23 protein-coding genes and 1 other annotated feature are annotated in these 23,070 nt (G+C 47.8%); of the genes, 2 read left to right on the top strand and 21 right to left on the bottom strand.

The features are described 5' to 3' along the window. Window positions 1-9 precede the first annotated feature (9 nt). The 8 genes from AADZ70_RS08980 to AADZ70_RS09015 all read right to left on the bottom strand — a co-directional run bounded on the left by AADZ70_RS08980 (window position 10) and on the right by AADZ70_RS09015 (window position 9,528). Window positions 10-1,305, bottom strand: coding sequence for an ABC transporter substrate-binding protein (locus AADZ70_RS08980; protein ID WP_342008009.1), 1,296 nt, complete (start codon window positions 1,303-1,305; stop codon window positions 10-12). Window position 1,306: 1 nt separating this feature from the next. Continuing rightward, a complete protein-coding gene (locus AADZ70_RS08985) occupies window positions 1,307-2,512 on the bottom strand; it encodes a sn-glycerol-1-phosphate dehydrogenase (RefSeq protein WP_342008010.1) in 1,206 nt (401 codons plus the stop codon). After that, window positions 2,509-3,306, bottom strand: a complete 798-nt coding sequence (locus AADZ70_RS08990) for an HAD-IIA family hydrolase (protein WP_064777659.1) — start codon at window positions 3,304-3,306, stop codon at window positions 2,509-2,511. Before AADZ70_RS08990 ends, AADZ70_RS08985 begins: the two co-directional genes overlap by 4 nt. Continuing rightward, window positions 3,293-3,982 carry an L-ribulose-5-phosphate 4-epimerase gene (gene araD, locus AADZ70_RS08995; protein ID WP_095241514.1) on the bottom strand — a complete coding sequence of 230 codons (690 nt, stop codon included), beginning with the start codon at window positions 3,980-3,982 and terminating at the stop codon, window positions 3,293-3,295. The genes AADZ70_RS08990 and araD overlap by 14 nt, the downstream gene beginning before the upstream one ends. After that, window positions 3,975-5,660, bottom strand: a complete 1,686-nt coding sequence (araB, locus tag AADZ70_RS09000) for a ribulokinase (RefSeq protein ID WP_099744755.1) — start codon at window positions 5,658-5,660, stop codon at window positions 3,975-3,977. The genes araD and araB overlap by 8 nt, the downstream gene beginning before the upstream one ends. A 1-nt stretch (window position 5,661) precedes the next feature. After that, a complete protein-coding gene (araA, locus tag AADZ70_RS09005; protein WP_099744806.1) occupies window positions 5,662-7,155 on the bottom strand; it encodes an L-arabinose isomerase in 1,494 nt (497 codons plus the stop codon). A 178-nt stretch (window positions 7,156-7,333) separates the two neighbouring features. Continuing rightward, window positions 7,334-8,299: a glycoside hydrolase family 43 protein gene (locus AADZ70_RS09010; RefSeq protein WP_099744756.1), complete on the bottom strand. Its 966-nt coding sequence runs from the start codon at window positions 8,297-8,299 to the stop codon at window positions 7,334-7,336. A 143-nt stretch (window positions 8,300-8,442) separates the two neighbouring features. Beyond that, window positions 8,443-9,528, bottom strand: a complete 1,086-nt coding sequence (locus AADZ70_RS09015; protein ID WP_016938631.1) for a M42 family metallopeptidase — start codon at window positions 9,526-9,528, stop codon at window positions 8,443-8,445. 183 nt (window positions 9,529-9,711) lie between these two features. Between AADZ70_RS09015 and AADZ70_RS09020 the strand changes: the two genes are divergently transcribed. Beyond that, entirely contained in the window at window positions 9,712-10,104 is a 393-nt protein-coding gene (locus AADZ70_RS09020; RefSeq protein WP_342008011.1) for a sigma-w pathway protein ysdB, read from the top strand. Between the two features lie 13 nt (window positions 10,105-10,117). On the opposite strand, the gene AADZ70_RS09025 is transcribed toward AADZ70_RS09020, so the two are convergent. The 8 genes from AADZ70_RS09025 to AADZ70_RS09060 form a co-directional block, all read right to left on the bottom strand. Then, window positions 10,118-10,381 carry a DUF1294 domain-containing protein gene (locus AADZ70_RS09025; protein ID WP_016938629.1) on the bottom strand — a complete coding sequence of 88 codons (264 nt, stop codon included), beginning with the start codon at window positions 10,379-10,381 and terminating at the stop codon, window positions 10,118-10,120. 59 nt (window positions 10,382-10,440) lie between these two features. Beyond that, entirely contained in the window at window positions 10,441-10,800 is a 360-nt protein-coding gene (rplT, locus tag AADZ70_RS09030) for a 50S ribosomal protein L20 (RefSeq protein ID WP_007613019.1), read from the bottom strand. Between the two features lie 31 nt (window positions 10,801-10,831). After that, window positions 10,832-11,032: a 50S ribosomal protein L35 gene (gene rpmI, locus AADZ70_RS09035; RefSeq protein ID WP_003152493.1), complete on the bottom strand. Its 201-nt coding sequence runs from the start codon at window positions 11,030-11,032 to the stop codon at window positions 10,832-10,834. A 12-nt stretch (window positions 11,033-11,044) separates the two neighbouring features. Further along, window positions 11,045-11,566, bottom strand: a complete 522-nt coding sequence (gene infC, locus AADZ70_RS09040; RefSeq protein ID WP_071543361.1) for a translation initiation factor IF-3 — start codon at window positions 11,564-11,566, stop codon at window positions 11,045-11,047. A 58-nt stretch (window positions 11,567-11,624) separates the two neighbouring features. Next, window positions 11,625-11,755, bottom strand: a sequence feature (ribosomal protein L20 leader region). Between the two features lie 181 nt (window positions 11,756-11,936). Continuing rightward, window positions 11,937-12,620 carry an antiholin-like protein LrgB gene (gene lrgB / locus AADZ70_RS09045; protein WP_016938628.1) on the bottom strand — a complete coding sequence of 228 codons (684 nt, stop codon included), beginning with the start codon at window positions 12,618-12,620 and terminating at the stop codon, window positions 11,937-11,939. 12 nt (window positions 12,621-12,632) lie between these two features. Further along, entirely contained in the window at window positions 12,633-13,073 is a 441-nt protein-coding gene (lrgA, locus tag AADZ70_RS09050) for an antiholin-like murein hydrolase modulator LrgA (RefSeq protein ID WP_016938627.1), read from the bottom strand. 130 nt (window positions 13,074-13,203) lie between these two features. Next, window positions 13,204-13,938 carry a LytTR family DNA-binding domain-containing protein gene (locus tag AADZ70_RS09055; RefSeq protein WP_016938626.1) on the bottom strand — a complete coding sequence of 245 codons (735 nt, stop codon included), beginning with the start codon at window positions 13,936-13,938 and terminating at the stop codon, window positions 13,204-13,206. Next, the gene (locus AADZ70_RS09060) at window positions 13,916-15,697 is read right to left on the bottom strand and encodes a sensor histidine kinase (RefSeq protein ID WP_099744761.1); all 1,782 of its coding nucleotides are present in this window, start codon (window positions 15,695-15,697) and stop codon (window positions 13,916-13,918) included. Before AADZ70_RS09060 ends, AADZ70_RS09055 begins: the two co-directional genes overlap by 23 nt. A 187-nt stretch (window positions 15,698-15,884) precedes the next feature. On the opposite strand from AADZ70_RS09060, the gene AADZ70_RS09065 reads away from it, so the two are divergent. Then, window positions 15,885-16,679, top strand: coding sequence for an HAD family hydrolase (locus tag AADZ70_RS09065; protein ID WP_198697995.1), 795 nt, complete (start codon window positions 15,885-15,887; stop codon window positions 16,677-16,679). 43 nt (window positions 16,680-16,722) lie between these two features. Here AADZ70_RS09065 and thrS read toward each other — a convergent pair whose 3' ends face one another. The 5 genes from thrS to AADZ70_RS09090 all read right to left on the bottom strand — a co-directional run bounded on the left by thrS (window position 16,723) and on the right by AADZ70_RS09090 (window position 23,006). Next, window positions 16,723-18,654, bottom strand: a complete 1,932-nt coding sequence (gene thrS, locus AADZ70_RS09070; protein WP_029575353.1) for a threonine--tRNA ligase — start codon at window positions 18,652-18,654, stop codon at window positions 16,723-16,725. A 410-nt stretch (window positions 18,655-19,064) separates the two neighbouring features. Next, on the bottom strand, window positions 19,065-19,895 hold the full coding sequence (ytxC, locus tag AADZ70_RS09075) for a putative sporulation protein YtxC (RefSeq protein WP_016938621.1): 831 nt from the start codon (window positions 19,893-19,895) through the stop codon (window positions 19,065-19,067). 65 nt (window positions 19,896-19,960) lie between these two features. After that, complete coding sequence (locus AADZ70_RS09080) at window positions 19,961-20,602, bottom strand: TVP38/TMEM64 family protein (protein WP_045925262.1); 642 nt, start codon at window positions 20,600-20,602, stop codon at window positions 19,961-19,963. Between the two features lie 31 nt (window positions 20,603-20,633). Then, window positions 20,634-21,569, bottom strand: a complete 936-nt coding sequence (dnaI, locus tag AADZ70_RS09085) for a primosomal protein DnaI (RefSeq protein ID WP_095241510.1) — start codon at window positions 21,567-21,569, stop codon at window positions 20,634-20,636. A 24-nt stretch (window positions 21,570-21,593) separates the two neighbouring features. Beyond that, on the bottom strand, window positions 21,594-23,006 hold the full coding sequence (locus tag AADZ70_RS09090) for a replication initiation and membrane attachment family protein (protein WP_016938618.1): 1,413 nt from the start codon (window positions 23,004-23,006) through the stop codon (window positions 21,594-21,596). Window positions 23,007-23,070 lie beyond the last annotated feature (64 nt).

Here is a 23,070-nt window from a genome sequence, read left to right on the forward strand (position 1 = left end):
GGCGGCTTCTTATTTTTCCAATTGCTGTGCCGCCTCGTCCAAGGCTTCCTTAGGTGTTTTTTCCTGCGTCTTCAGCGCATCGAACAGCACCTGTCTGACGACGAGATCAGCCGCTTTAGAGAAGTCTTCATGCAAATAAATCGGATTGATCTCATCTTTTACTTCAAGGAGCGTGGAAAAAATGGATGTACCGTTCCGGAAGAAATCCGTGTACTTGTTTTTCTCCTTCAATTCTTTTGAATCCCACACGTCCCAGCGGAGCGGATCAAAGCCGAGCACCGTCCACAGCTTAATATTTCCTTCCTTTGAACCTTTCGCAAATCCGAGAAATTCTTTCGCAAGTTTCAGATGTTCAGCCTGTTTCGGTACGACGGTGGCTGTTCCGCCCAAGCCCGCTGATCTGTCGCCGCCTTTTTTCCAAGCCGGCATAGGGTAAATCGCCATTTTCCCTTTTAAATCAGGCATATAATCGATAAACCGTCCCATGTACCAGATGGGCATCAGCACTGACGCTGCCCCGCCCTGATTCATAAAACCGTAGTATTCTTCACTGTGATGGCCGCCGCCGGGAGCCGGCAAAAGGGTTTTATCATTTACCATGTCCTTTAAGTCATTCAATGTGTCTATATTCGTTTTATTGTTCAGAATCAACTTTCCGTTTTTGCTGAAGTAGCCTGATCCTTGCTGTGAAATCATGGAAAGAAATGTGGCGGAATCATTTGTTTCAACCGTTCCCATCGGTTTCCCCGCGATTTCGCGCACTTTTTTCCCCGCCAGCCGGTAGTCCTCCCATGTCTTAATCGATGCGGGATCAACGCCCGCCTTTTTCATAATATCCATGTTGTAAAACATCACGGTCGTCCCTACATGTGTGTCAAGGCCGTACAGTTTGCCGTTTTTGCTGTATAAGGCCAGGCGCGCTTCCACAAACTTATCGCGATCTTTTTCAATCAGCGGAGTCAGATCGGCAAGCGGGATATCCTTCCCCTTCAGAAAATTCGAGAACCGGCTTAATTCCACGTCGGCAATATCAGGAAGCCCTTCGCCCGCGATCAGGGAAACGGATAGATTATCATGCATTTGTCCATAAGGATAAACAACGGTATTCAGCTTAATTTTGCGGTCCGGGTATTTCTGATTCCATTCTTTGGCCATTTCCTGATAAAACTGTTCGTGCAGTCCGTTAAACGTCCAAAATGTCAGCTCCGTTTCTCCCGCCCTGCCGGCAGTCCGTTCTTGTGAACAGCCGGCGGTAAATAATAAGAACATCATCAGCGCCAAACATACAGCGGTCGTTTTTTTCATGTCATTCCCCCTTCCGCTTCAGGCCGTGCGGCGAATGATGTGCAAAGAGCGCTGCATTTTCATTTATGATGGTTAAGCCGGTATAACGGTCTCGCAGTGTGTGTGCGTGCTTAAGGGCGTCGCTGACAAGGTCCTGTTTTACACCGATTTCATCAAAACTGACGGGACCTCCGGCAGATGTGAGCCACCCGGCAATTGTTTTGCCGTCAGGAAGCCCTTCATATGCTGATTGAACCGCCTCGCGAAAGTGCGTCGGAAGTTCTGCAAGCTTTTCGTGGCAGGCCAGATCTTTGTAAATATCACTCAGCACCACACATGCGCAGCCCACCTTCGCACCGTGGAGAATCGGGGGCTGTTTCGTCTTTAGCAGTTCCATCTCAATCCAATGCGAGATGTGATGCTCTCCTCCTGAGGCGGGACGGGAGTGATCAAGGGCAAGCATGACAAGACCCGAAACGATCAGCGCTTCCATCAGGATGCGAATGCCGGCCTCTGTTCCCATGGCAATGTCAGCACGGTGATCAATGCACTGCCAAAGCGCGTCTTTCACAAGTTTCGCCCCGGCTTCTGAGTACGGCTCATCCGCAAGCCTATGGGAGATCTCCCAATCTGCCAGCGAAGTTATTTTTCCGAGCATGTCGCCGAAGCCCGCGGCTGTCATTGCGCGCGGCGCTTCTTTTAATAGATTCGTATCCGCAAATAAGGCGATCGGCGCTTTCGTCTGAATCGTCGTTTTGATGCCGTTTAATATGAGCGGCGCTCCAGCCGATGTAAATCCGTCGACTGAAGGAGCGGTGGGGAATGAGATAAACGGCAAACCGCGCTGGCAGGCGGCAAACCGCGTAATGTCGTGAATCGTTCCTGACCCGGCCGCAATGATGACATCCGTCTCTTCCGCGATATTGATCAGCGTATAGATCAGTGTCCTTTCATCAGCCGCAGCGGTTCCTGTTTCATGCTCCGGAATGATGATCTTTGCCGCTTTGATTCCGCCGGCCTTCAATTCGTCCGCAAGCATCCCTCCCGCCGCTTCGTCAGTGTTCTGGTCACAGACGATCGCCGGATGTTTCCAGCATTTTTTTTGCAGAAATCTGAAAAGCTCTTCTTTTGCATCCGCCCCGATCACGATATCTTCTATTTGAATCGGTGAGCGGCTGGCCCCTTCCTTGTCAAACTCGGATTGAATGTCCTCAGGAGAACGTTTCATAAAAGGATTCCCTCCTTCGCTAATTCTGTCAGGTCTTTAATAGAGTCGAGCACGATGTCAGGCTCATAGAGACGGGTCTCCCCAAGTTTTGCCGATCCCGTCAGAACCAATACGCTTTTCATCCCGTACAGCCTTCCCATTGCGATATCTGATTCGAGGCTGTCTCCGATTATTGCGCATTCTCCCGGAGAAAGCCCGAGCGCTTCACATGCTGCCTCAGCCATCAGCCAAGACGGTTTGCCGACGACAAGCTCCGTTTTTACTCCGGCAGATGCCTCAATGGCCCCGATCATTCCCGCAACGTCCATAGCATGGCCGCCTTCATTCGGAAACGAGCGGTCCCGGTTCGTGGCGATGATGCGCGCGCCGGAGGAAGCTGCCTGAAAAGCGAGATTCAGATCCTCATAGGTGACAGTTTCATGCAAAGAGATAACAAGCCAGTCTGCCGCCTCCGGTTTTTGCGCCATGGTGACACCCGCTAAAGCGAGTTCATCAGTCAGCCCTTTCTCTCCTAACACCCATACCTTTGACAAAGGATAATGCTTCTTTAAAAATGATGCCGTCACACTGGAGGACAGCACGATGCTCCGTTCATCCGTGCGGATACCGGCACCAAGCAGTTTCTTTTGGCACATGGCTCTTGATAGATTGCCGCGGTTGCTTAAAAAGACAACGGCTTTGCCCAGGGACTGAAGAGTATGAATGGCTTCTGTTGCGCCGTCAATCAGCTCCTGCCCCCTGAATACGGTTCCGTCTAAATCAATCAGAAACCCGGATGCGTCAAGTTTGGCCATAATAAGCATTCGCCCCGTGTTTTCTGTAAAAATGCTTATCATGCAGCACTCTGTCTATCGGGCTGAGCTGTTTGTTCAGCATAAGCGAATGGTAGGCCATTTCCGCCACGGTTTCGAGCACTACAGCGTTATGCACGGCATTCAGCGCGTCCGTTCCCCAGCAGAACGGACCGTGGCTGTGGACGAGAACACCCGGATTTTGTTCATACGATTCATTTTGAAAGGTTTCCGCTATGACTTTGCCTGTATGATATTCGTAATCTTTCACAATTTCTTCTTCATACATTTCCCTCGTACAGGGTATAGCGCTTTCAAAATAATCCGCGTGGGTCGTTCCGAGCGCGGGAATGTCTCTGCCTGACTGCGCCCAGCTCGTCGCCCAGCGGGAATGCGTATGAACGATTCCGCCGATAGCGGGAAAGGCTTTATACAGATAAAGATGGGTCGGCGTGTCAGAAGACGGCTTCAGCGAGCCTTCCAGAATGTCTCCGTCCTCATTCAGGACGACCAGTTTGTCTGCGGTCAGCTCACTGTAATCGACACCGCTCGGTTTAATGACGATTCTCCCGCTTTCTCTGTCAATGCCGCTGACATTTCCCCATGTAAACGTGACAAGATTATGTTCCTCAAGCTTCAGATTGGCGGCGAGCACTTCTTCTTTTAACGCTTCAAGCATGGCGGCTCTCCCCTTTCGCGAACTCACGGTTTTTAATGGCTTTCAGGCGTTTCATGACATTGTTTTCTTTGCCGAAGTAGTGAACGAGCTCTTTGTATTCCGCATATAAGCTGTCATAAATCTCAGCTCTCCCCCGATTCGGGACATAAGAGCCGTCTTTTAATTTCCCCATATGTGCGCAAGCCTCAGCAATATTGGAGAAACCCCCGTTTTCCCGTCCCGCAGCGAGCGCTCCGAAAATCGCGGAGCCCAGTGCCGGCGCCTGCGGAGACCCGGATAATTTAATGTCCATATTTGTGACGTCTGCATAAATTTGCATGATAAATGGATTTTTCTCAGCGATTCCTCCGGCTGCGTAAAGCTCCTCGACCGGAACGCCGTTTTCGCGGAACGTTTCGATAATCATCCTCGTTCCGAACGCCGTCGCTTCAATCAATGCCCTGTAGATTTCTTCCGGTTTCGTGTGCAGCGTCATGCCGAGCATCATGCCCGTCAAATCGGCGTCCACCAAGGTTGACCGGTTTCCGTTCCACCAGTCAAGCGCGAGAAGACCGCTTTCCCCCGGAGCAAGCTCTGCTGCTTTTTCGCTTAAAAGCTCGTGAATATCGATCTGTTTTTCCTCGGCTCCCTTCTCATAGTCTTTCGGAACGCACGTTTTAACAAACCATTCAAAATGGTCGCCGACACAGGACTGCCCCGCTTCATATCCCGCATATCCAGGCAAGATGCCGTTATTGACAACTCCGCACATACCGGGGACGATATGTTCTTCCTCACCGAGCAGCACATGACAGGTGGACGTTCCCATGATCATCAGCATTTTCCCCGGCTCTGTAATGCCGACCGCTGGCACTGACACGTGAGCGTCAACATTGGCGACGGCAACGGCCGTCCCCGGCAAAAGCCCGGTCAGCTCCGCCATTTTTTCGGTCAGTCCTCCTGCCTTTTCTCCGACTGAATAAATGGTTCCGCTTAATTTATCATTTGTAATCGTTTTCATTAACGGGTTGAGCCTTTCGAAAAAATGATCAGGCGGATATCCCGTCTCCTCATTCCAAATTGCTTTGTAGCCGGCCGTGCAGTTGCTCCGCTTCAATGAACCGCACAATTGATAGACGATCCAGTCTGCCGCTTCCACAATCCGATCTGCCGCCTCGTATATATGCGGCGCTTCTTCCGCAATTTGCATGATTTTCGGGATCATCCATTCGGAAGAAATTTTACCGCCGTATCTTTTGAGAAATTCTTCTTTTGTTTCTTCGGCAATCGCGTTCAAACGGTCTGCATGCTTTTGAGCCGCATGATGCTTCCACAGCTTCACATAACTGTGAGGCTCCCGTTCAAATTCCGGAAGCATACAAAGCGGCTGTCCCGCGCCGTCTACCGGCAAAATGGTGCAGGCCGTAAAATCAATTCCTATGCCGATCACATCTTTTGGATCAGCGCCCGACTGCTGAAGCAGGCTCGGAATCGCCGTTTCCAAAACTTCAATATAATCGGCGGGATCTTGAAGCGCCCAGTCACGAGGGAGCTTTTCCCCCGTTTTCGGCAGCGTACGGTCGATAACAGCATGAGTGTATTCTTTGACCGCGGATGCGATTTCTTCTCCTGTCCGGACATTGACAAGCACCGCCCTGCCGGACAATGTGCCGAAATCTACACCAATTGTATACGCCATATCAATTTCCTCCCAGCCGGTATAATGCGTCATTCCACTTCAGCTCTTTTTTCAGCTCGCGTATTTCGGTATTGCGGGAAATAAAGATGCTTTCAATGCCTGCCATTTCAGCCCAGTCAAGCATCTGTTCAGCCGTAAGCCGGAAGGACATACAGGTATGATGAGCGCCTCCCGCCAAAATCCATGCTTCCGCGGCTGTTTTCAGCGATGGCTCAGGCTTCCACAGCACCCGCGCCACAGGCAGATTCGGCATGTCATGTTCAATTTCCATGCCTTCCGCTTCATTTAGAATGAGACGGAACCGCCCTCCGATGTCAATGATACTTGCGATGATGGCTGAACCGCCGATTCCGTTAAAGACCAATCGGGCGGGATCTTCTTTTCCCCCGATTGAGAGAGGATGGACTTCAATTTTCGGCCGATCAAGGGCAATTGTCGGACATACTTCAAGCATATGTGATCCGAGAATCATCGCACGCCCCGGCTCAAAATGGTACGTGTAATCTTCCATGAAGGAGGTTTGTTTTCCGTCCGCCATTATTTTCATCATTCGCACCAAGGCAGCCGTTTTCCAATCGCCTTCGCCGGCAAATCCGTACCCTTTTTCCATGAGACGCTGAACGGCAAGCCCCGGAAGCTGCTTCATTCCGTGCAGCACCTCAAAGGAGGTCGAAAACGCTGTATATCCGCCCCGTTCGAGAAAAGCCGTTAACCCAAGTTCGATTTTCGCCTGTTCTTTAATGGAAGAAACTTTTGCTTCATCCTGTTTCGTTTCGTCGCTGATGACATACAATTTGTCGTATTCTTCATAAAGCGCTTCAATTTCTGCATCGGTGACATTGTTCATCACCTCGGTAAGATCGCCGATTCCGTACCCGTCAACCTGCCAGCCGAATTGAATGTGGGCGCCGACTTTGTCTCCGTCAGTAACGGCTACATTCCGCATGTTGTCGCCGAACCGGGCTACTTTAATATGCCTGCTTTCATTCCAAGCGGCAGCAGTATTCATCCATTGTGAAATGTCACGTTTAACTTCTTCATCATCCCAATAGCCTGCAATGACTTTTCTCGTCTGCCCCATTCTTGACTGGATATATCCGTATTCCCGGTCTCCGTGGGCGGATTGGTTGCTGTTCATAAAATCCATATCAATCGTTTCCCACGGAATGTCGCGATGATATTGGGTATGCAGATGAAGCATCGGCTTTTGAAAGGCGGAAAGACCTTCAATCCACATTTTCGCCGGAGAAAATGTATGCATCCACGTGATGATCCCGGCGCAGTTTTCTTGATATTGGGCTTCCCGCAAAACCTCTCTGATTGTTTCAGATGACGTAACAACCGCTTTATGCCTGATCTTGTATCTTGATGACACCCCGCTGAGACCGTCACATATCCCTTTTGCGTGTTGATCGACAAGCTGAAGCGTTTCCTCTCCGTATAAGTGCTGGCTTCCCGTCACAAACCAAAATTCATATTCTTTGTTCTGAAGCACATTCATTTCCCCTTCCTGTCAAAATAAAGCGCTTGCATTTAAAAATATACGTATAAATTAAAATATTAAACTTTTAACCTTTTATTTGTACGAACAATTTTATTATAGTTAAGGAGGAATCAAACTGTCAATCTTTTATTGCAAGTAAAAAGCCGGACACACATGCCCGGCTGCTCAATTAATAGGATGGCCACCCTGAACTCCAATCGATATCATTGATGAGCATCTTCGGGATTCCGCTGTTTTCGGCATCATACGCATGACGCACTAAAATATTTCCGTTCACAATGTCTTGGCCGCCCGGGCCTTTCCAGCGGTCATTGCCGGAATCAAGAATCGTCCCTCCGCCTTCTGACATGCTTTTCCCGCTTTTATCAAGGTATGGACCGGTGATGCTTTTGGATCTTCCATAAGCAATTTTGTACGTACTATTCACGCCTGAACAGCATTTATCAAACGACACCATTAAGTAATAGTAGCCGTTCTGATAGGTGATGGCAGGCGCTTCCAAAGCTCCGCCGTTATTCGGTCTTGAGGCGATGGAATAAAGGGATCCGGTCGGTTTCATTGTGTTTTTATCAAGCTTTGTCAGCTTAATGCCGCTCCAAAAAGAACCGAAGGCAAGCCATGGATTTCCGTCTTTATCAATTGTCAGCTCCGGGTCAATTGCATTGTAGTTATTGGCGCTTGTTGAACGGATGACGAGCCCTTCGTCCTTCCAGTTTCCCGAACTGAGACTTGTAGATGATGCAAGACCGATCGCGGAGGTATTTTTGCCGAATGAAGAAACGGCATAATACAGCCAATACTTTCCGTTATAAAATTGAACATCGGGGGCCCATTGATTCAGCCCGTAATTCGGCACGTAATTGCCCCACCAAGACAGCGGGGAAGTAAAAATTGATTTCTGAACGGTCCACACGCCGCCGCTGCCCGCCTTTAAGACACGAAGACCCCTCTCACCTTCCAAACCGGTTCCGAACGCATACCACGTGTTTCCTTCTTTCGCCATTGTCGGATCGTGCAGCAATTCATTCGACGCACCCCAAAACGCGGCAGATGCCGGAGATGAAGACAGCAGCAGCAGCCCGGCTGTGACGGCTGCGCACGAAAAGCGGATCATGCGTTTGAATCTGTTTTTCATTTCATAACTCCTCCCTTTTTTTGAAGCGCTTACAAAAATCTTCTGTAAGATATTTCTATGTCTTTTCTTATTGTAGCCATCGTGATTATATTTGTACAGACAAAAAAAGAATCTGCTTGAAAAAAGCAGATTCTTCCGTATCATTATTGATATGTAATACGGTCAACCGTTTCCCGGTCTAATTTTTTAATTACTTCTGTGATCAATTTTACCGTATTCTCATAATCATCCCGATGCAAAATAGCGGCATGAGTGTGAATGTAGCGCGTTGCGATCGTAATGGACAGCGCCGGCACTCCGTTTGCGGTTAAATGAATGGAACCTGAATCCGTCCCGCCTCCGGCAATGGAATCGAATTGATACGGAATTCCCGCTTCTTCCGCCGTATTTACGACAAGGTCGCGCAGCCCTTTGTGAGAGACCATAGATGCGTCATACAGAATAATTTGCGGCCCTTCGCCGATTTTACTTTGCGCTTCTTTTTCAGAAATTCCCGGTGTATCTCCGGCAATTCCGACATCCACACCGAACGCGATGTCAGGCTGGATGGTATGCGCCGCTGTTTTAGCCCCGCGCAGCCCGACTTCTTCTTGAACCGTTCCCACTCCGTATACTTCATTCGGATGATCGCTGTTTTTCAGATTTTTTAATACATCGATGGCAATCGCACAGCCGATACGGTTGTCCCATGCTTTCGCCAATAAATGTTTTTCATTGTTCATCACTGTAAATTCAAAATACGGCACAACCTGGTCCCCCGGAAGAACGCCCCATTCCATTGCTTCTTCACGGCTGGACGCTCCGATATCGATGAACATCTCTTTGATATCGGCGGCTTTTTTTCTGGCGTCAGGCGGTAAAATATGCGGCGGCTTCGAACCGATGATTCCCGTGATGTCTCCTTTTTTTGTCACGACGGTGACGCGCTGGGCCAGCATCACCTGAGACCACCAGCCGCCGACGGTTTGGAAGCGGAGAAAGCCTTTATCAGTGATTTGCGTCACCATAAAACCGACTTCGTCTAAATGCCCTGAGATCATGATTTTCGGGCCGTTTTCTTCGCCGGTTTTTTTGGCAATTAAGCTTCCCAGCCGGTCGGTTGTGACCTCATCGGCAAATGGTTCTATGTATGATTTCATCACTTGTCTTACTTCTCTCTCATTTCCCGGTATCCCTTTTGCGTCCGTTAACGCTTTCAGCATGGTGAGCGTTTCATCTAATTTTGTCATCAATAAACCTCCTTTTTTTCACTACCCTTCTTATTATACAGAACCGATGCAGAAGCATACGATTAATTCGCCTGAAAAACGGGTAAATGTTTTTATCTATTTCTTTTAAAAAAATGAAACCTTTTGTTTTGTTTTTCGTATTACATCAGATCATGACAAAGGTAAGGAGGTGCCTTCACACAGATGGCCATTACAGTATTCAGGATTGTCTTGCTTGCACTTCTTATTTATTTTATTTACATGGCGGTCAAATTCTACGCAAACCCGAAGAGAAGGCTCAGACTGGCACAATCAAAAGAAAATTTTTATTTTGTTGATGAACAGAAAAACACGCGAAAAAATCTCCAGCTTACTTATAAAGGAGTGCTCTTTGAAGGAGAGAAGCATATCCCTTCCAAAGACCATCCGCTGTTTATTCATACGATATTTGTATGGACTGAGACTCCGGAAAAGCTGAGCAGCTTTTCTGCAGATGATTTCGAAGAAGTTGAGAAAAAGGTATTGGAGCGGTACCCGAATTGCAAGATTGATTGGGACCAGCCCATTAAAAAAGCAAAAAAAGCAGGCGGGCGCTGAGCCCTCCTGCTTTTTATTTATCATTCAAATAGATCACCACAAGGGCAGCTTCAACGAGAAAAAGCAGCGGCACCCCGTATAAAAAAGCTTTGTGCTTTGTCTTATGCCTGAAGGTGCGCATGCCGAGCCATACGCCGAGTGAGCCGAACATGGCGGCTGTGAGCCATATCCGTTTCTCTGATATTCTCCATCTGTGCGCTTTCGCTCTTCTTTTATCAGCGCCCATGATCCAAAAGCCGTATCCGTTTATCAATACGGCATAAATGAAGAGAGCCATTAATTGTCACCCTTTACGTAAAAAAAACCGCTCCCGGAAAGAGAGCGGCTTTTTTCAACTTACTTGTCTAACTGAGCTTTAGCAGCATCAGCAAGCTGATTGAAAGCAGTAAGGTCGTTTACAGCAAGATCAGCAAGCATTTTGCGGTTTACTTCGATGCCTGAAAGCTTAAGACCGTGCATTAAACGGCTGTAAGAAAGACCGTTCATACGAGCAGCTGCGTTGATACGAGTGATCCAAAGCTTACGGAAGTCACGTTTTTTCTGACGACGGTCACGGAAAGCGTAGTTTCCAGATTTCATGACCTGCTGGTTTGCTACTTTGTATAATCTATGTTTTGAACCGAAATAACCTTTTGCTAATTTAAGAACCTTTTTACGACGCTGACGCGACACAGTTCCGCCTTTTACTCTTGGCATTATATTTCCCTCCTAATTGTTCCTTGTCCGATTACTTGATGTTAGCAAGCTGTTGTTTGATACGTTTGAAGTCTCCTGCGCTTACAATAGCACCCTTGCGAAGCTTACGCTTTTGCTTTTGGGATTTGTTGGCGAATAAGTGACTTGTATATGCATGAGAACGTTTTAACTTCCCAGAACCTGTCTTTTTAAAACGTTTAGCAGATCCGCGGTGAGTTTTCATTTTTGGCATGGGATTTCCTCCTTATTGCTTTTCGTTTTTCGGCGCGAGCATTAAGAACATGCTGCGGCCGTCCATTTTTGGTTTTGTTTCGACTGTCGCAACTTCCGCACATGCTTCAGAGAAACGGTCCAATACGCGCTGGCCGATTTCTTTATGAGTGATTGCGCGTCCTTTAAAGCGGATAGAAGCTTTCACTTTATCGCCTTTTTCAAGGAATTTAATCGCATTGCGCAATTTCGTGTTAAAGTCATGCTCATCGATTGTCGGACTTAATCTAACTTCTTTTAAGTTAATGATTTTTTGATTTTTGCGTGCTTCTTTGTCCTTTTTCTGCTGCTCGAATCTGAACTTACCGTAGTCCATGATGCGGCATACAGGCGGTTTTGCATTTGCTGCAACTAACACAAGGTCAAGATTTGCGCGGCCGGCGATTTCAAGTGCTTCCTGACGGGACTTGATGCCGAGCTGATCGCCATTTTGTCCGATCAGACGAACTTCACGTGCACGGATACCCTCATTAACCAATTGATCTTTGCTAATAATGAGCCACCTCCATAGTTTCTTCGAATTGATTCACAACGCGTTTTGACTGCATTCTGCAGGCAAACAAAAAGTGCGGGCATGACAACACACCCACACTACGAACATCTGCATAAATAAAAATGTACGGTCAACCTGCCAACTACATGAATGTGTCAATCAGGTGAGAAGCGGGTGCCTCTGCTTGTGATTTATATTCAATTCAATAACTATTCTACACAATACCGGAACGTTAGTCAAGAATGACTTATCCGGATCAACTTTTTCATTCTAACACGGCACCAGAGGAAGCGCAAGGAAAAATGTGAAATTTCGTTCTTTGCCGTCCGCGGATGAGCCGGACAATAAAAAAACCCGGATGTATGATCCGGGTTTATCCACCAATGAGCTGAACGAATACCGGGATGACCAGCACCGTCACCACTCCTACGACGACAACCGCGATACTTGCCATTGCCGCTTCTACTTCTCCCATCTCAATACCGACCGCAACACCGAGTGCGTGTCCGGATGTGCCGAGAGCCAGTCCTTTAGAGATCGGATGTTTCACTTTAAACAGTTTTAAGAATAATGCCCCGAGAGCATAGACAATGACGGCGTTGAAAATGACGGCGAAAGCAGTGATGTCGGTGATGCCGCCGATCCCTTTTGACAGCGGAAGGGCAATTGCCGTTGTCGCCGCCTGCGGAAGCATGCTTTTCATAACGGCCGCGTCAAGATGAATGCCTTTTGCGATCAGATAGACAATCGTGACTGAGCAGATAGAGCCAGCAATGATAGAAGACATGATCTGCCACCAGTATTTTTTCAGCTTGTCACGCTGTTTGTATAAAGGAATGGCAAAAGCAATCGTCGCGGGCTCCAGAAAGAACTTAATAATGTCTCCGCCGCTTTTATAATCTTCATATGAAAAACCGCCGAGCTTCAGAAAAAGAATGCCAAGCACCATCGCGACAAACAGCGGGGTGAAGAGGAAAAAGCCTTTCGTTTTTTTAAATAAATACGTGCCGATGCCAAAGGCCGCAAGTGAAACGACAATACCGAAATATGGACTCATCCGATTTCCCTCCTAATGCTGCACAAGTTCATTTTCTTGATTGGAACGGCGCACCGTTTGTTTATCAGCCGGAGCTGCCTTCTGACGTTTTTGGCTGACTGACAGAATCAGCTGAGAAAAAAGGCCCGTCGCCCCTAACAGAATGATGGTGGCGAGTAAGATGACGAGTGCGATCTGCACGCCGTACTGCTGCATGACGCCAAGTGAATTCATCACGGAGATGCCCGACGGGACAAATAAAAATCCGATCAGTGACGTTAATGATGTTCCCAGCGTTTCTACTTGTTCAAGTTTTATCACTTTCAGGCATAAAAGGACAAATAATAGCACCAAACCTACTACGGAAGCGGGTATAGGAATGGGGACAATCGCTGCAATCCCATTAGATATGAGCATAATGCCGGCAAAAATAAATGCTTGTGTCAGAAATCCGTACACTTTCTTCGCACTCATTTTCTTCACCTCTTTCTCTAAGTTAGGTCCATTATAAAAGAGAAACCGACTTATTAAGCGCTTTCATCACAAACGGCAGAATATTCAATCTGAAATGCAAAAAACGGCTGCTGAAATGCAGAAAGCCGCCTCATATAATATGAAGCAGCTTTTTTAAGTCCTTAGCGTATGTACGGCTGACGGGAATTTTAGAGCCGTCTTTTAAGATCAGATTGTAGGTCGAATTAAACCATGGATGAATTTCCGTAATATGCTCCGTATTCACGATGAACGCGCGGTGCACTCTCAAGAAGCCCGTCTCAGGCAGCTTTTTCTCAATGACAGCCAAGGTTTCATGAACGGAATAAGACGCGGCAAACGTTTTGACGGAAACGTGCCCGTCCTCCATGCCCGCAAAAATAATATCTTTCGTATCTAAAATGACAATGGATTCGCCGGCTGATACCGCAAGCTTATGCGCTCCGGCTGCGGTTTGCTGTTCTGAGACGGCTTCTGCCCTGTCCTGCTTCACTCTTTTAAACTTTCTGATTGTCTGGCGGACTCTTTCTTCATCAAAAGGCTTTGTTAAATAATCGAGCGCATCGACTTCAAAGGCCTTTAAAGCAAATTGGTCATACGCCGTCGCAAAAACGACAGCCGGCGGATTTTTCATGTTTTTCAGCCGCTTGGCAATGTCAAATCCGTTTTCTCCTGACAAATCAACATCTAAAAACAGCAGATCCGGTTTTTGATCCATCATGCTGTCAAAAGCGGATTCAATATTTTCCGCCTCGTTTATGTCATCTACTTCATTCGTCCGTTTCAGCAAATAAGCTAATTCATCCCTTGCCAGCATTTCATCATCAACGATTAACACCTTCAGCATGTTCTTCTCCTTTAGTCATCAGTTTCAAAGGCAGCTCAAATGATACGTCCGTACCTTTTTGGGGCTCACTTTCCAATCGCAGAGCGGCTTCAGGGCCGAACAGCCCGATCAGCCGCTGATTTAAATTGTAAAGTGCCGTTCCCGTTCCTTCTTTAGACGGCAGCGGACGGTTTCCGAGCACGGACAGCAATTCCGGATCAATTCCCCGTCCATTGTCCCCCACCCGCATTAAAACCGACGGGCCGGCGGATACCACGCTGACATTGACGGCACAGCTGTCCTGCTTTCTTGAAAATGCATGGCGAAGCGCATTTTCGACGAGGATCTGCAGCACAAAAGGAGGAATTTCGATGTCCTCCAAACCGTTTTCAATTTCAAGACTGATTTTATATTTCCCGGGAAAACGGGCCTGCTCCAATGACAAATATGCCTGCAGATGGTTCAGTTCTTTAGAAAGCGGGATGAGCAGCTGCCTTGCCCCCTGCAGGTTGGAACGGAAGTAGACGCTGAGCTGCAGCAGAAGCTTTCGGGTTTTTTCCACATCCGTACGGCAAAGAGCAGAAATCGTATTGATTGCATTAAACAGAAAATGCGGATTGACCTGTGCCTGAAGCGCCTTTATTTCTGCATCTTTCAGCAATTTGCTCTGCAGTTCCGCCTCGCCGAGTTCAAGCTGGGTGGAAAACAGCATGGCGAGACCCTCTGCGAGCTCTTCTTCAACCCGGCTTAAACCTGACGGGCTTTTAAAGTACATTTTCAGCGTCCCGATTGTTTTGCCGTTTGACGTCAGCGGCAATACGATCGCCGCATGCAGCGGACAGGGATCGTGCGTGCATTCAATTTCTTCCTTTGATGTCGCTTTCATAATATGCCCCGTTTTAATGACGCGTTTTGACAATCCGGTAATCAGGCTTTCAGACGGAATATGATGGTCGGCACCCGCTCCGACGTGAGCTAAAATCTTTTCATTATCCGTAAGCGATACCGCATCCGTTCCTGTTTGCCTGTGGATGATGGCAGCGACGCTTTTGCATGAGCTTTCATTCAGCCCCTGACGGAAAAACGGAAGCGTCTGGTCGGCAATCATCAGCACCCTGTGGGTTTCAAGAGCTCTTGCCCGTTCTTCCTTCCGGATCATCGATTGAATGATCGAAAGAAAAATAAAAGTCCCTGACCCGTTTACCAATATCATCGGGATGCCAATGATGCTCACTAGGGTCCAAGCGTCAGAAAACGGCTTGGCCATTAAAAGAATGAGCAGCATTTGCAATGATTCCATGCCGAGTCCGACCAGCGCGGCCACTCGCGGTGTCGGCATTGCATAGCGTTTTCTGAAATACCGCCCGATCCAGCCGGACAAAACCCCCGCTAAAACGGATGAGACGGCACAGCTGACTGCGGTTGCGCCGCCTAGTGATAAACGATGCAGGCCGGACAGTATGCCGACACCGATCCCTACATACGGGCCGCCCAAGAGTCCGCCGATTTCAACACCCATAATCCGCGTGTTGGCAATTGAACCGGACGGATTAATTTGAAACACCCAGTCATTATTCATAATTGTATTCTGCTGAATTTCTATTCCCGTATAGTTGCTGATAATACTGAACAGCGAGAAAATTGAAATCAGCACCGCTTTTCCTTTATAGCTCTCAGGCTGCTGGAGCGCCTGCCTGAACAATCTGGTATGAGCCAGAACAAAGCCCAATATGACGATTATTCCGACTCTTTCCAGCATCATAATAATCAAATGCAGCATGCTTTTTCACCTGTTCTTTCAAATTTTATTTTATCACGTTTTAATGCTCGAGACAGAATATGACACAAATCTGCCTGTTTTTTTCAAATCATCTGAAAACAAATCTTTCGCAGTCTATGTATCTATTGTAGAATAAACGGGAGCCTTGCGGCAGAGAGTTTCAGAATATAACAAAGAGGAGAAGATCATGAAAGCCGTATTTTTTGATTTGGACGATACACTGTTATGGGATGAAAAAAGCGTCAGAACAACATTCAGGGAAACATGTTTACAAGCAGAAAAAAAATATGGCCTTGACCCGCACACTTTTGAAGAAGCGGTTCGGAAAGCGGCACGGGAATTGTATATGTCATACGAAACCTATCCTTATACGGTCATGATCGGCATTAATCCGTTTGAAGGGTTGTGGGCGAATTTCTCCGAGCCGGTCAGCGAAGGATTTAAACAGCTGAATCAGATTGCGCCGGAATACAGACGAAACGCCTGGACGAACGGCTTAAAAAGTGTCGGCATAGACGATGCGGCTTACGGCGAATATTTGGCGGAGTTTTTCGCGGCGGAACGCAGACAGCGCCCGTATGTGTATGATGAAACATTTGCGGTGCTTGATAAGCTGAAAGGTGTTTATGAACTGCTTCTGCTGACAAACGGCGATCCCAGCCTGCAAAAAGAAAAACTTGCCGGCGTTCCTGAGCTTGCGCCTTATTTTAATGAAATCGTCATCTCAGGCGCTTTCGGAAAAGGGAAACCCGATGCCGCCATATTTGAACATTGCCTCAGCCTCCTGAAGCTGAAAAAAGAAGATGCCATAATGGTCGGAGATAATCTCAACACTGATATTTTGGGAGCGAAACGGGCAGGCATCACGACGGTGTGGGTAAACCGGACGAATAAGAAAAATGAAACAGACATTACGCCTGATTATGTGATCAGCAATCTTCACGAACTGTTTGCGATTATAGAGAAGCAGAAACAAAGATAAAAAGAACCCCATTCATTCAGAATGGGGTTTTTTGTGTGTCTGGTTATTTTTTCGCTTCGGCTACAGCCTTTTTCACAAAATCGTCCAATGAGACGGTTTCGGATTTCTGCTCGCCGTATTTCCGGACGTTTACCGCGCCGTTTTCAGCTTCTTGGTCACCGACCACAAGCATGTACGGGATTTTTTGCATTTGCGCTTCACGGATTTTATAGCCGATTTTCTCATCCCGGCTGTCAAGCTCGACACGCAGGCCTTCGCGCTGCAGGCGCTCCTGCACTTTTTTCGCGTAGTCAAGATGCACAGACGGTGATACAGGAATGACTTGGAATTGCACAGGCGCAAGCCATGTCGGAAGGGCGCCTTTGTGCTCTTCGATTAAGAAAGCAACAAAGCGTTCCATCGTTGACACGACGCCTCGGTGAATAACGACTGGACGGTGCTGTTTGCCGTCTTCTCCGACGTAAGTGAGATCAAAGCGTTCCGGAAGAAGGAAGTCAAGCTGCACGGTTGACAATGTCTCTTCTTTGCCGATCGCCGTTTTCACCTGCACGTCAAGCTTAGGGCCGTAAAATGCCGCTTCGCCTTCCGCTTCATAGTAATCATGGCCGATTTCATCCATTGCCGCCTTCAGCATGGATTGCGCTTTATTCCACATCTCATCATCATCAAAATATTTTTCCGTGTCTTCAGGATCCCGGTAAGACAGGCGGAATGTGTAATCACTCAGGCCGAAGTCTTCGTATACGTCTTGAATCAAACGGACCGTGCGGATGAATTCTTCTTTAATTTGATCCGGGCGGACGAAAATGTGTGCGTCATTTAACGTCATGCCGCGTACGCGCTGAAGACCTGAAAGCGCTCCTGACATTTCATAACGATGCATCGTTCCGAGCTCGGCGATGCGGATCGGAAGCTCCCGGTAGCTGTGAATGTCCTGCTTGTAAATCATCATATGGTGAGGACAGTTCATCGGACGGAGCACAAGTGTTTCATTGTCCATTTCCATCGGCGGGAACATGCCATCCTGATAATGTTCCCAGTGGCCTGATGTTTCGTACAGGTCTTTGCTTCCGAGAACAGGCGTATACACGTGTTCATAGCCGAGGCTCAGCTCTTTATCCACAATGTAGCGCTCGATCACGCGGCGGATGGTCGCGCCTTTCGGCAGCCAGAGCGGCAGGCCTTGTCCGACTTTTTGAGAGTTGGCGAACAATTTTAGTTCTTTGCCCAGTTTTCTGTGGTCGCGTTCTTTCGCTTCTTCAAGCATGCGCAAATGCTCTTTCAGGTCATCCTTTTTAAAGAAAGCCGTGCCGTAAATGCGCTGAAGCATTTGGTTTTTGCTGTCTCCGCGCCAGTATGCGCCAGCAAGGCTGAGCAGCTTAAATTCTTTAATTTTTCCTGTAGACGGCACGTGCACGCCGCGGCAGAGGTCAAAAAATTCGCCCTGCTCATAAATGGAGACCGTTTCTCCTTCTGGGATGGCATCCAGCAGTTCAAGCTTCAGATTATCGCCGATTTCCGCAAACATGGCTTTTGCTTCCTCACGGCTCACTTCTTTTCGGATGATCGGCAGATTTTCACCGACGATGCGTTTCATTTCTTTTTCAATCTTCGGAAGATCATCCGGCGTCAGCGCCTGCTCCATTTCAACGTCATAATAGAACCCGTTTTCAATGACGGGGCCGACTCCGAATTTCACATCTTTATAAATGCGTTTAATCGCCTGAGCCAATAAATGCGCCGTGCTGTGACGCATGATATTCAGGCCTTCTTCTGTGCCTTCTGTAATAATTTCTACGGCACCGTCCTCTTGAATCGGCGTTCTTAAATCAATTTCCTGTCCGTTCAGTTTTCCGGCTAAAGACTTTTTCTTTAATCCCGGACTGATGGATGCCGCGATATCTTCTGTTGTTGTTCCTTTCGGAAATTCCTTTACCGCTCCGTCCGGAAATGTGATGTTGATCATATCTGACATCTTCGTCACTCCTTTTTTTATGCAAATCAAAAACCCCGCCCCCTATGAAAGGGACGAGGTTAAATAAACGGAATCGTGGTTCCACCCTTTTTTCCGCGCGGCCGGTTTTTTTCGGCACCTGCGGCTCTAAACTCTGTAACGGGAGTTCCCGTCAGCTATTACTGGCGCTTATTCCGGCGTTCACAGCTGAAGTTCAAAGGCGGTAAAGACAATGATCCATAGCTGGAAAGCTTTCAGCCTGGGCTCTCCTCTCTTATAAAGCCGGTATCAATGCTTCATGTCCTTATCAATACGTGTAGCAATCATTAATCTGTTATGTATTATAAAATGTCTGTGAGAAAAATGCAACTCGGTTTTCCGTCTGATTTCGCACAGACAGCCCCGCTGCTGCCGCAAGGCCGTCTGTGCAGCTATCCTTCCGTCTTTTCCGCCGCAAATGCGCCTAACGGAAAAAGACGCACCCGCTCCTGGAACACGTTTTGAATCGTTCTGGACATCATATGCTCCGGTTTGTCCGTATACAGTTCTACCGTCTCAGGCGCGATGGAGATCAGCGGCGCAAGCAGGTGGGAATCTATATACATCGGGTGCTCCCGCACAAACCGTCTGTCTATGTATTTTTTCTGTTCCCGTTCTGACACGTAGCGCAGCTCCCACAGTGTAAAAGCCCGGTCATGTACGATATGGACTTTCTTCATCCGCGGCGGATTGGATGTCACGTAATCTCTCAAAGACTGGATAAAGTTTTGATATTCCTGTTCCATCCGGTATTCATCTATCGCAGCCTCGGTATATTCCCTGAGCCGCTCATAATACCTGCCGAGCCGGAACGTCTGAAACGAACGCACGGAAAAAACACCCGCATCAAGTGAAATCGTCCGGAGCGCTTCTGAAATAAACTGTGTGCGCGGCTCTTTCTTCGGCTCAAACGGATGATCATCAAGCTCCCCTTCCATAATGCTGTGTGCAAGCTGAAGGATTTGCTGCTGTTCATCCTGATCGGTGAAGCAGTATTCGTCTTCAATAAGCGAAAGCATATGCTCGTCTTCTTTACATTCTAAAAAAAATCTGACCAGGATCGGCTCAATAAAGCGCTGGACGCAAAAAGCCGATTCAGACCTTGCGATTCCGACTTTTTTTATGCCTTCACGGACAATAAAATGTCTCCGGTCGTCCGATTGCTGAATGAGATGTAAAAAAGCGGCGGTATCGTGGTCATCTTCAAAGATCACTTCAAGCATATTTGTCCCCCCTTACGGCATCTGTTACAAGTATATGGGGGATGTTTTTAAAATAGACGTAAAGGTTAGCTTTCACCGCCGAACAAATGGCGGACCTTCTTCTTAAAGATGAGGGGAAGCGATAAAAACACGATGTAAAGACAGATGACTCCGAGCACGGTCAGCATATTTCCGGACATAAAGCTCGCGCCAAGCACATTCAGGACGATCGTCCCCGGGATGATGCCTGCTGCAGTCGCCAAAAAATACGTCATCGGCCTGACTTTCGAAAGGCCCGCGGCATAGCTGATCACATCAAAATTTACAGGCAGAATGCGAAGGATAAAAATATAAAAGAAGCCATTGGTTTTCATCTGCTTTTGAATGGCTTCCATTTTTCCGTGACGGCTTTTTTCTTTAAAGGCAAACAGCCCGGCCGCAAAAAAAGACGCGGCCGCAGCGCCCATTGAGCCCGCCAGCGTATACACGGTGCCGAAAAACGGTCCGAACGCCAATCCTCCGGCGACGGAAACGATTGATACGGGAAACAGCACAAAAGGCCTGACGATGGAAATTCCGATAAACACAAGCGGCGCAAAGACACCGAACGATAACACCCAAAGACGGATCTCCTTAGGCGACAGATTCAGATATTTGCGGTTTGCCCACAACAAAAGGCCCGCTCCCGCCGCAGCCGCAGCCCATGTGACAGCCTTCTTATTCCTCATTCCCTCAAATCCTTCCCTTTGGACGCCGGCATTATGGACGGCGGCGGTTTTCCCCGTCAAGACGGACAGGCGAAGCCAAATATAAAATCCGCTCCATCAATCTTGCCGCTTTTACCTCTTCCTTTTCTCCCCGCTGTGAATACGTAAAATGATGCTTCAGCTCGTCAGGTGAAAAATTGGACGAGAAAAACGTGGGAAGCTGCTGGCTCATTCTGTGCTGAAGCACGGTGCCGATGACCTCATCCCTGACCCAGCTTGTCATTGACTCCGCTCCGATGTCATCAAGCATCAGGACGGGCGTCGTTTTGACCATATTCAGTTTCTCCTCCAGCGACTGATCCTGGAGCGAGTTTTTCAGCTCTCTGACAAATTCGGGAACATATACGATCATTGATGAATACTCTTTTTCCGCCAGCTCATTAGCAATGGCGGCTAGAATAAATGTCTTTCCGATTCCGAATTTTCCGTACAGGTACAGCCCTTTGCCTTTGCCCGTTTCATTATAGCTTTTCAGAAAATCCGTCACATGCTGGAAAATGCCGAGTCTGCTCGGATCTGTAATGTCGATCTGCTGAAACGTCGCGCCGAGAAGATCCCGCTGGATATACATGCTCTTCATCAGGGACTTTTGTCTTTTCTGGCGGTCGAGCTTTCTCTTTTCCGGACATTCGTAATATTCAATATCAATAGAACGTCCGTTGATCACAAGCTTCGGATGATAGCCTTCAAGCAGGCTGTTCGTCTCGTTGTCTTTTGAACAGAAGGCGCACTGCTTGCTTTGCTGAACGTATTCGTACAGTTTATTTAACCCTCTGTCAATCATGTTTTGATTAATTGCATCTTTCTGTTCCTTCAAAAAAGCCTGGACGTCTTTGTCGGCCATGACTTGCTGTTGCATTCGTTCCAGGCGTTTTTGAAAGTCAGGTCTCTTCGTCACGCCTTCTAAGGATCGGCTGATCGGTTCCATTCAGTATCACCCCGCTTCTCTGTCTCAGTAGGCAGAGTATTTTTTCAGTTTTTTCATTTCTTCCATCATTTTTTTCTTCTGTTCTTCGAGATCCTCCGCGGAAAGAGCCGGCTGCTGTTCAGACTTCTTCCCGGTTTCTTCTTCTTTCATCCAATCAGGGCGCTTTTCTTCCCGGACGGTTTTTTTGCCGCGCGCAGCGCCGTTTGTTTTGCCGTCCGCCCAATCAAGATACTGCCTGTGCTCTTCTATTGCGAGCTTCATTGCTTCCCGGACCGTTTTTACTTTCTTTCTGGCCCAGTGAGCGGCGATTTTTTGAATATAGTTTTTGGACAGCTTCATATCCGTTTTCAGCATGACATAATAAATCAGCACATTGGTGACACCGGGCTCAAGCTTCTGTTCGAACATAATATCGGCGATAATCTGCAAGTCTGCTTTGGACGGTTCGGTCCCGTCCGCAATGTCCTGAAGAAGCTTTCTCGGTGATATGGTCTCAAGCTGTGCAATGAGTTCGGCATTCAATGAATCGTCCTTTTCCGTCTTGTTTTCCCGCAGACGGACAGGCTGTGTTTTATCAATCAGTTCCGGAAGCTTCCCGCTTCTTTCAATTTGGTACCAGTCGCTGGCCGCTTTCCTCAGCGCTTCGGCCGTTATCGTATCCTGTTCATTAATTGCGGTCATGACGACGTGCTGCATGGAGATAGGATCTATTCCGTATAAATATGAAAGCTTTTTAATGCTCTCCCGCACGTCCTGCGTGATTGATTTGCGCGGTATCATCGTTTCTGACAGTCCCGCCATGAAAAGCTCAAAATCAAACACTTCCTCCGTCACCGTATAGGAAGGCGCTTGTCCGACAGACGCCGTCTCATAATCCTCGGGGAGCTTCATCGCTTCTTCCATATCCGGCGTCATTTTCCATTCGCTCGGCTGAAAAGAGGCAAAGGCGTGATTAAACGGACGCGTAATTTCCCTTGCGTCCGCGCCGACGGAAGGATGCGTGTAAAATTGTCTCAGCTGCTGGTATTTCGTTTTACCGACTCTGTTATAAAGAAAGACATTCAGCATGCCGTCTTCAAAAAAATCATTCGGTCTGAGCGGGGGCAGCAGCTCATAAATAAACATCCGTTCCTTTTGCTCGGACTCCCGGATATACACTTTCAGCAGCCCGATTCCTTCAAGCTTCCCCTGTTCATGATGAATCTTTTTTAAATTTGCCTGCATCATGCCCATCAGCTGTCTGTGCGTGGATTCAGCTCCCCACAAACGGTTCTGCTCAAGCTCCCCCCATAAAGTCATATACAGAGAGAATGCAAATGAACCGATCAGCGGCTGGTACAGATGTGTCAAAACCTGTCTGTCGACATCCTGAAGAAGCGAACGGCTTTTGACCGTATAAGGATCTACAGGCAATACGTCATTCCAATAGTCAGCCATGATTCTCAAACCTTCCGATATGTTTCTACTCTCATTTTACACCGTTTCCGTCATCTATCAAATG

The sequence above is a fragment of the Bacillus sp. YBsi01 genome (assembly GCF_038406745.1).
In the GTDB taxonomy this organism is placed as follows: Bacteria; Bacillota; Bacilli; order Bacillales; family Bacillaceae; genus Bacillus; species Bacillus siamensis.

What these genes read in the sequence shown, in the direction of transcription:
- AADZ70_RS09065 (WP_198697995.1), top strand. Translation starts at nt 15,885, where the DNA reads ATGAAAGCCGTATTTTTTGATTTGGACGATACACTGTTATGGGATGAA.
- araB (WP_099744755.1), bottom strand. Translation starts at nt 5,660, where the DNA reads ATGGCGTATACAATTGGTGTAGATTTCGGCACATTGTCCGGCAGGGCG.
- dnaI (WP_095241510.1), bottom strand. Translation starts at nt 21,569, where the DNA reads ATGGAACCGATCAGCCGATCCTTAGAAGGCGTGACGAAGAGACCTGAC.
- AADZ70_RS09025 (WP_016938629.1), bottom strand. Translation starts at nt 10,381, where the DNA reads ATGGCTCTCTTCATTTATGCCGTATTGATAAACGGATACGGCTTTTGG.
- lrgB (WP_016938628.1), bottom strand. Translation starts at nt 12,620, where the DNA reads ATGAGTCCATATTTCGGTATTGTCGTTTCACTTGCGGCCTTTGGCATC.
- AADZ70_RS09015 (WP_016938631.1), bottom strand. Translation starts at nt 9,528, where the DNA reads ATGACAAAATTAGATGAAACGCTCACCATGCTGAAAGCGTTAACGGAC.
- ytxC (WP_016938621.1), bottom strand. Translation starts at nt 19,895, where the DNA reads ATGCTTGAAGTGATCTTTGAAGATGACCACGATACCGCCGCTTTTTTA.
- rpmI (WP_003152493.1), bottom strand. Translation starts at nt 11,032, where the DNA reads ATGCCAAAAATGAAAACTCACCGCGGATCTGCTAAACGTTTTAAAAAG.
- AADZ70_RS09010 (WP_099744756.1), bottom strand. Translation starts at nt 8,299, where the DNA reads ATGAAAAACAGATTCAAACGCATGATCCGCTTTTCGTGCGCAGCCGTC.
- AADZ70_RS08985 (WP_342008010.1), bottom strand. Translation starts at nt 2,512, where the DNA reads ATGAAACGTTCTCCTGAGGACATTCAATCCGAGTTTGACAAGGAAGGG.
- araD (WP_095241514.1), bottom strand. Translation starts at nt 3,982, where the DNA reads ATGCTTGAAGCGTTAAAAGAAGAAGTGCTCGCCGCCAATCTGAAGCTT.
- AADZ70_RS09055 (WP_016938626.1), bottom strand. Translation starts at nt 13,938, where the DNA reads ATGCTGAAGGTGTTAATCGTTGATGATGAAATGCTGGCAAGGGATGAA.
- AADZ70_RS09080 (WP_045925262.1), bottom strand. Translation starts at nt 20,602, where the DNA reads ATGAGGAATAAGAAGGCTGTCACATGGGCTGCGGCTGCGGCGGGAGCG.
- rplT (WP_007613019.1), bottom strand. Translation starts at nt 10,800, where the DNA reads ATGCCAAGAGTAAAAGGCGGAACTGTGTCGCGTCAGCGTCGTAAAAAG.
- thrS (WP_029575353.1), bottom strand. Translation starts at nt 18,654, where the DNA reads ATGTCAGATATGATCAACATCACATTTCCGGACGGAGCGGTAAAGGAA.
- AADZ70_RS09090 (WP_016938618.1), bottom strand. Translation starts at nt 23,006, where the DNA reads ATGGCTGACTATTGGAATGACGTATTGCCTGTAGATCCTTATACGGTC.
- AADZ70_RS09020 (WP_342008011.1), top strand. Translation starts at nt 9,712, where the DNA reads ATGGCCATTACAGTATTCAGGATTGTCTTGCTTGCACTTCTTATTTAT.
- AADZ70_RS08980 (WP_342008009.1), bottom strand. Translation starts at nt 1,305, where the DNA reads ATGAAAAAAACGACCGCTGTATGTTTGGCGCTGATGATGTTCTTATTA.
- lrgA (WP_016938627.1), bottom strand. Translation starts at nt 13,073, where the DNA reads ATGAGTGCGAAGAAAGTGTACGGATTTCTGACACAAGCATTTATTTTT.
- AADZ70_RS09060 (WP_099744761.1), bottom strand. Translation starts at nt 15,697, where the DNA reads ATGCTGCATTTGATTATTATGATGCTGGAAAGAGTCGGAATAATCGTC.
- AADZ70_RS08990 (WP_064777659.1), bottom strand. Translation starts at nt 3,306, where the DNA reads ATGGCCAAACTTGACGCATCCGGGTTTCTGATTGATTTAGACGGAACC.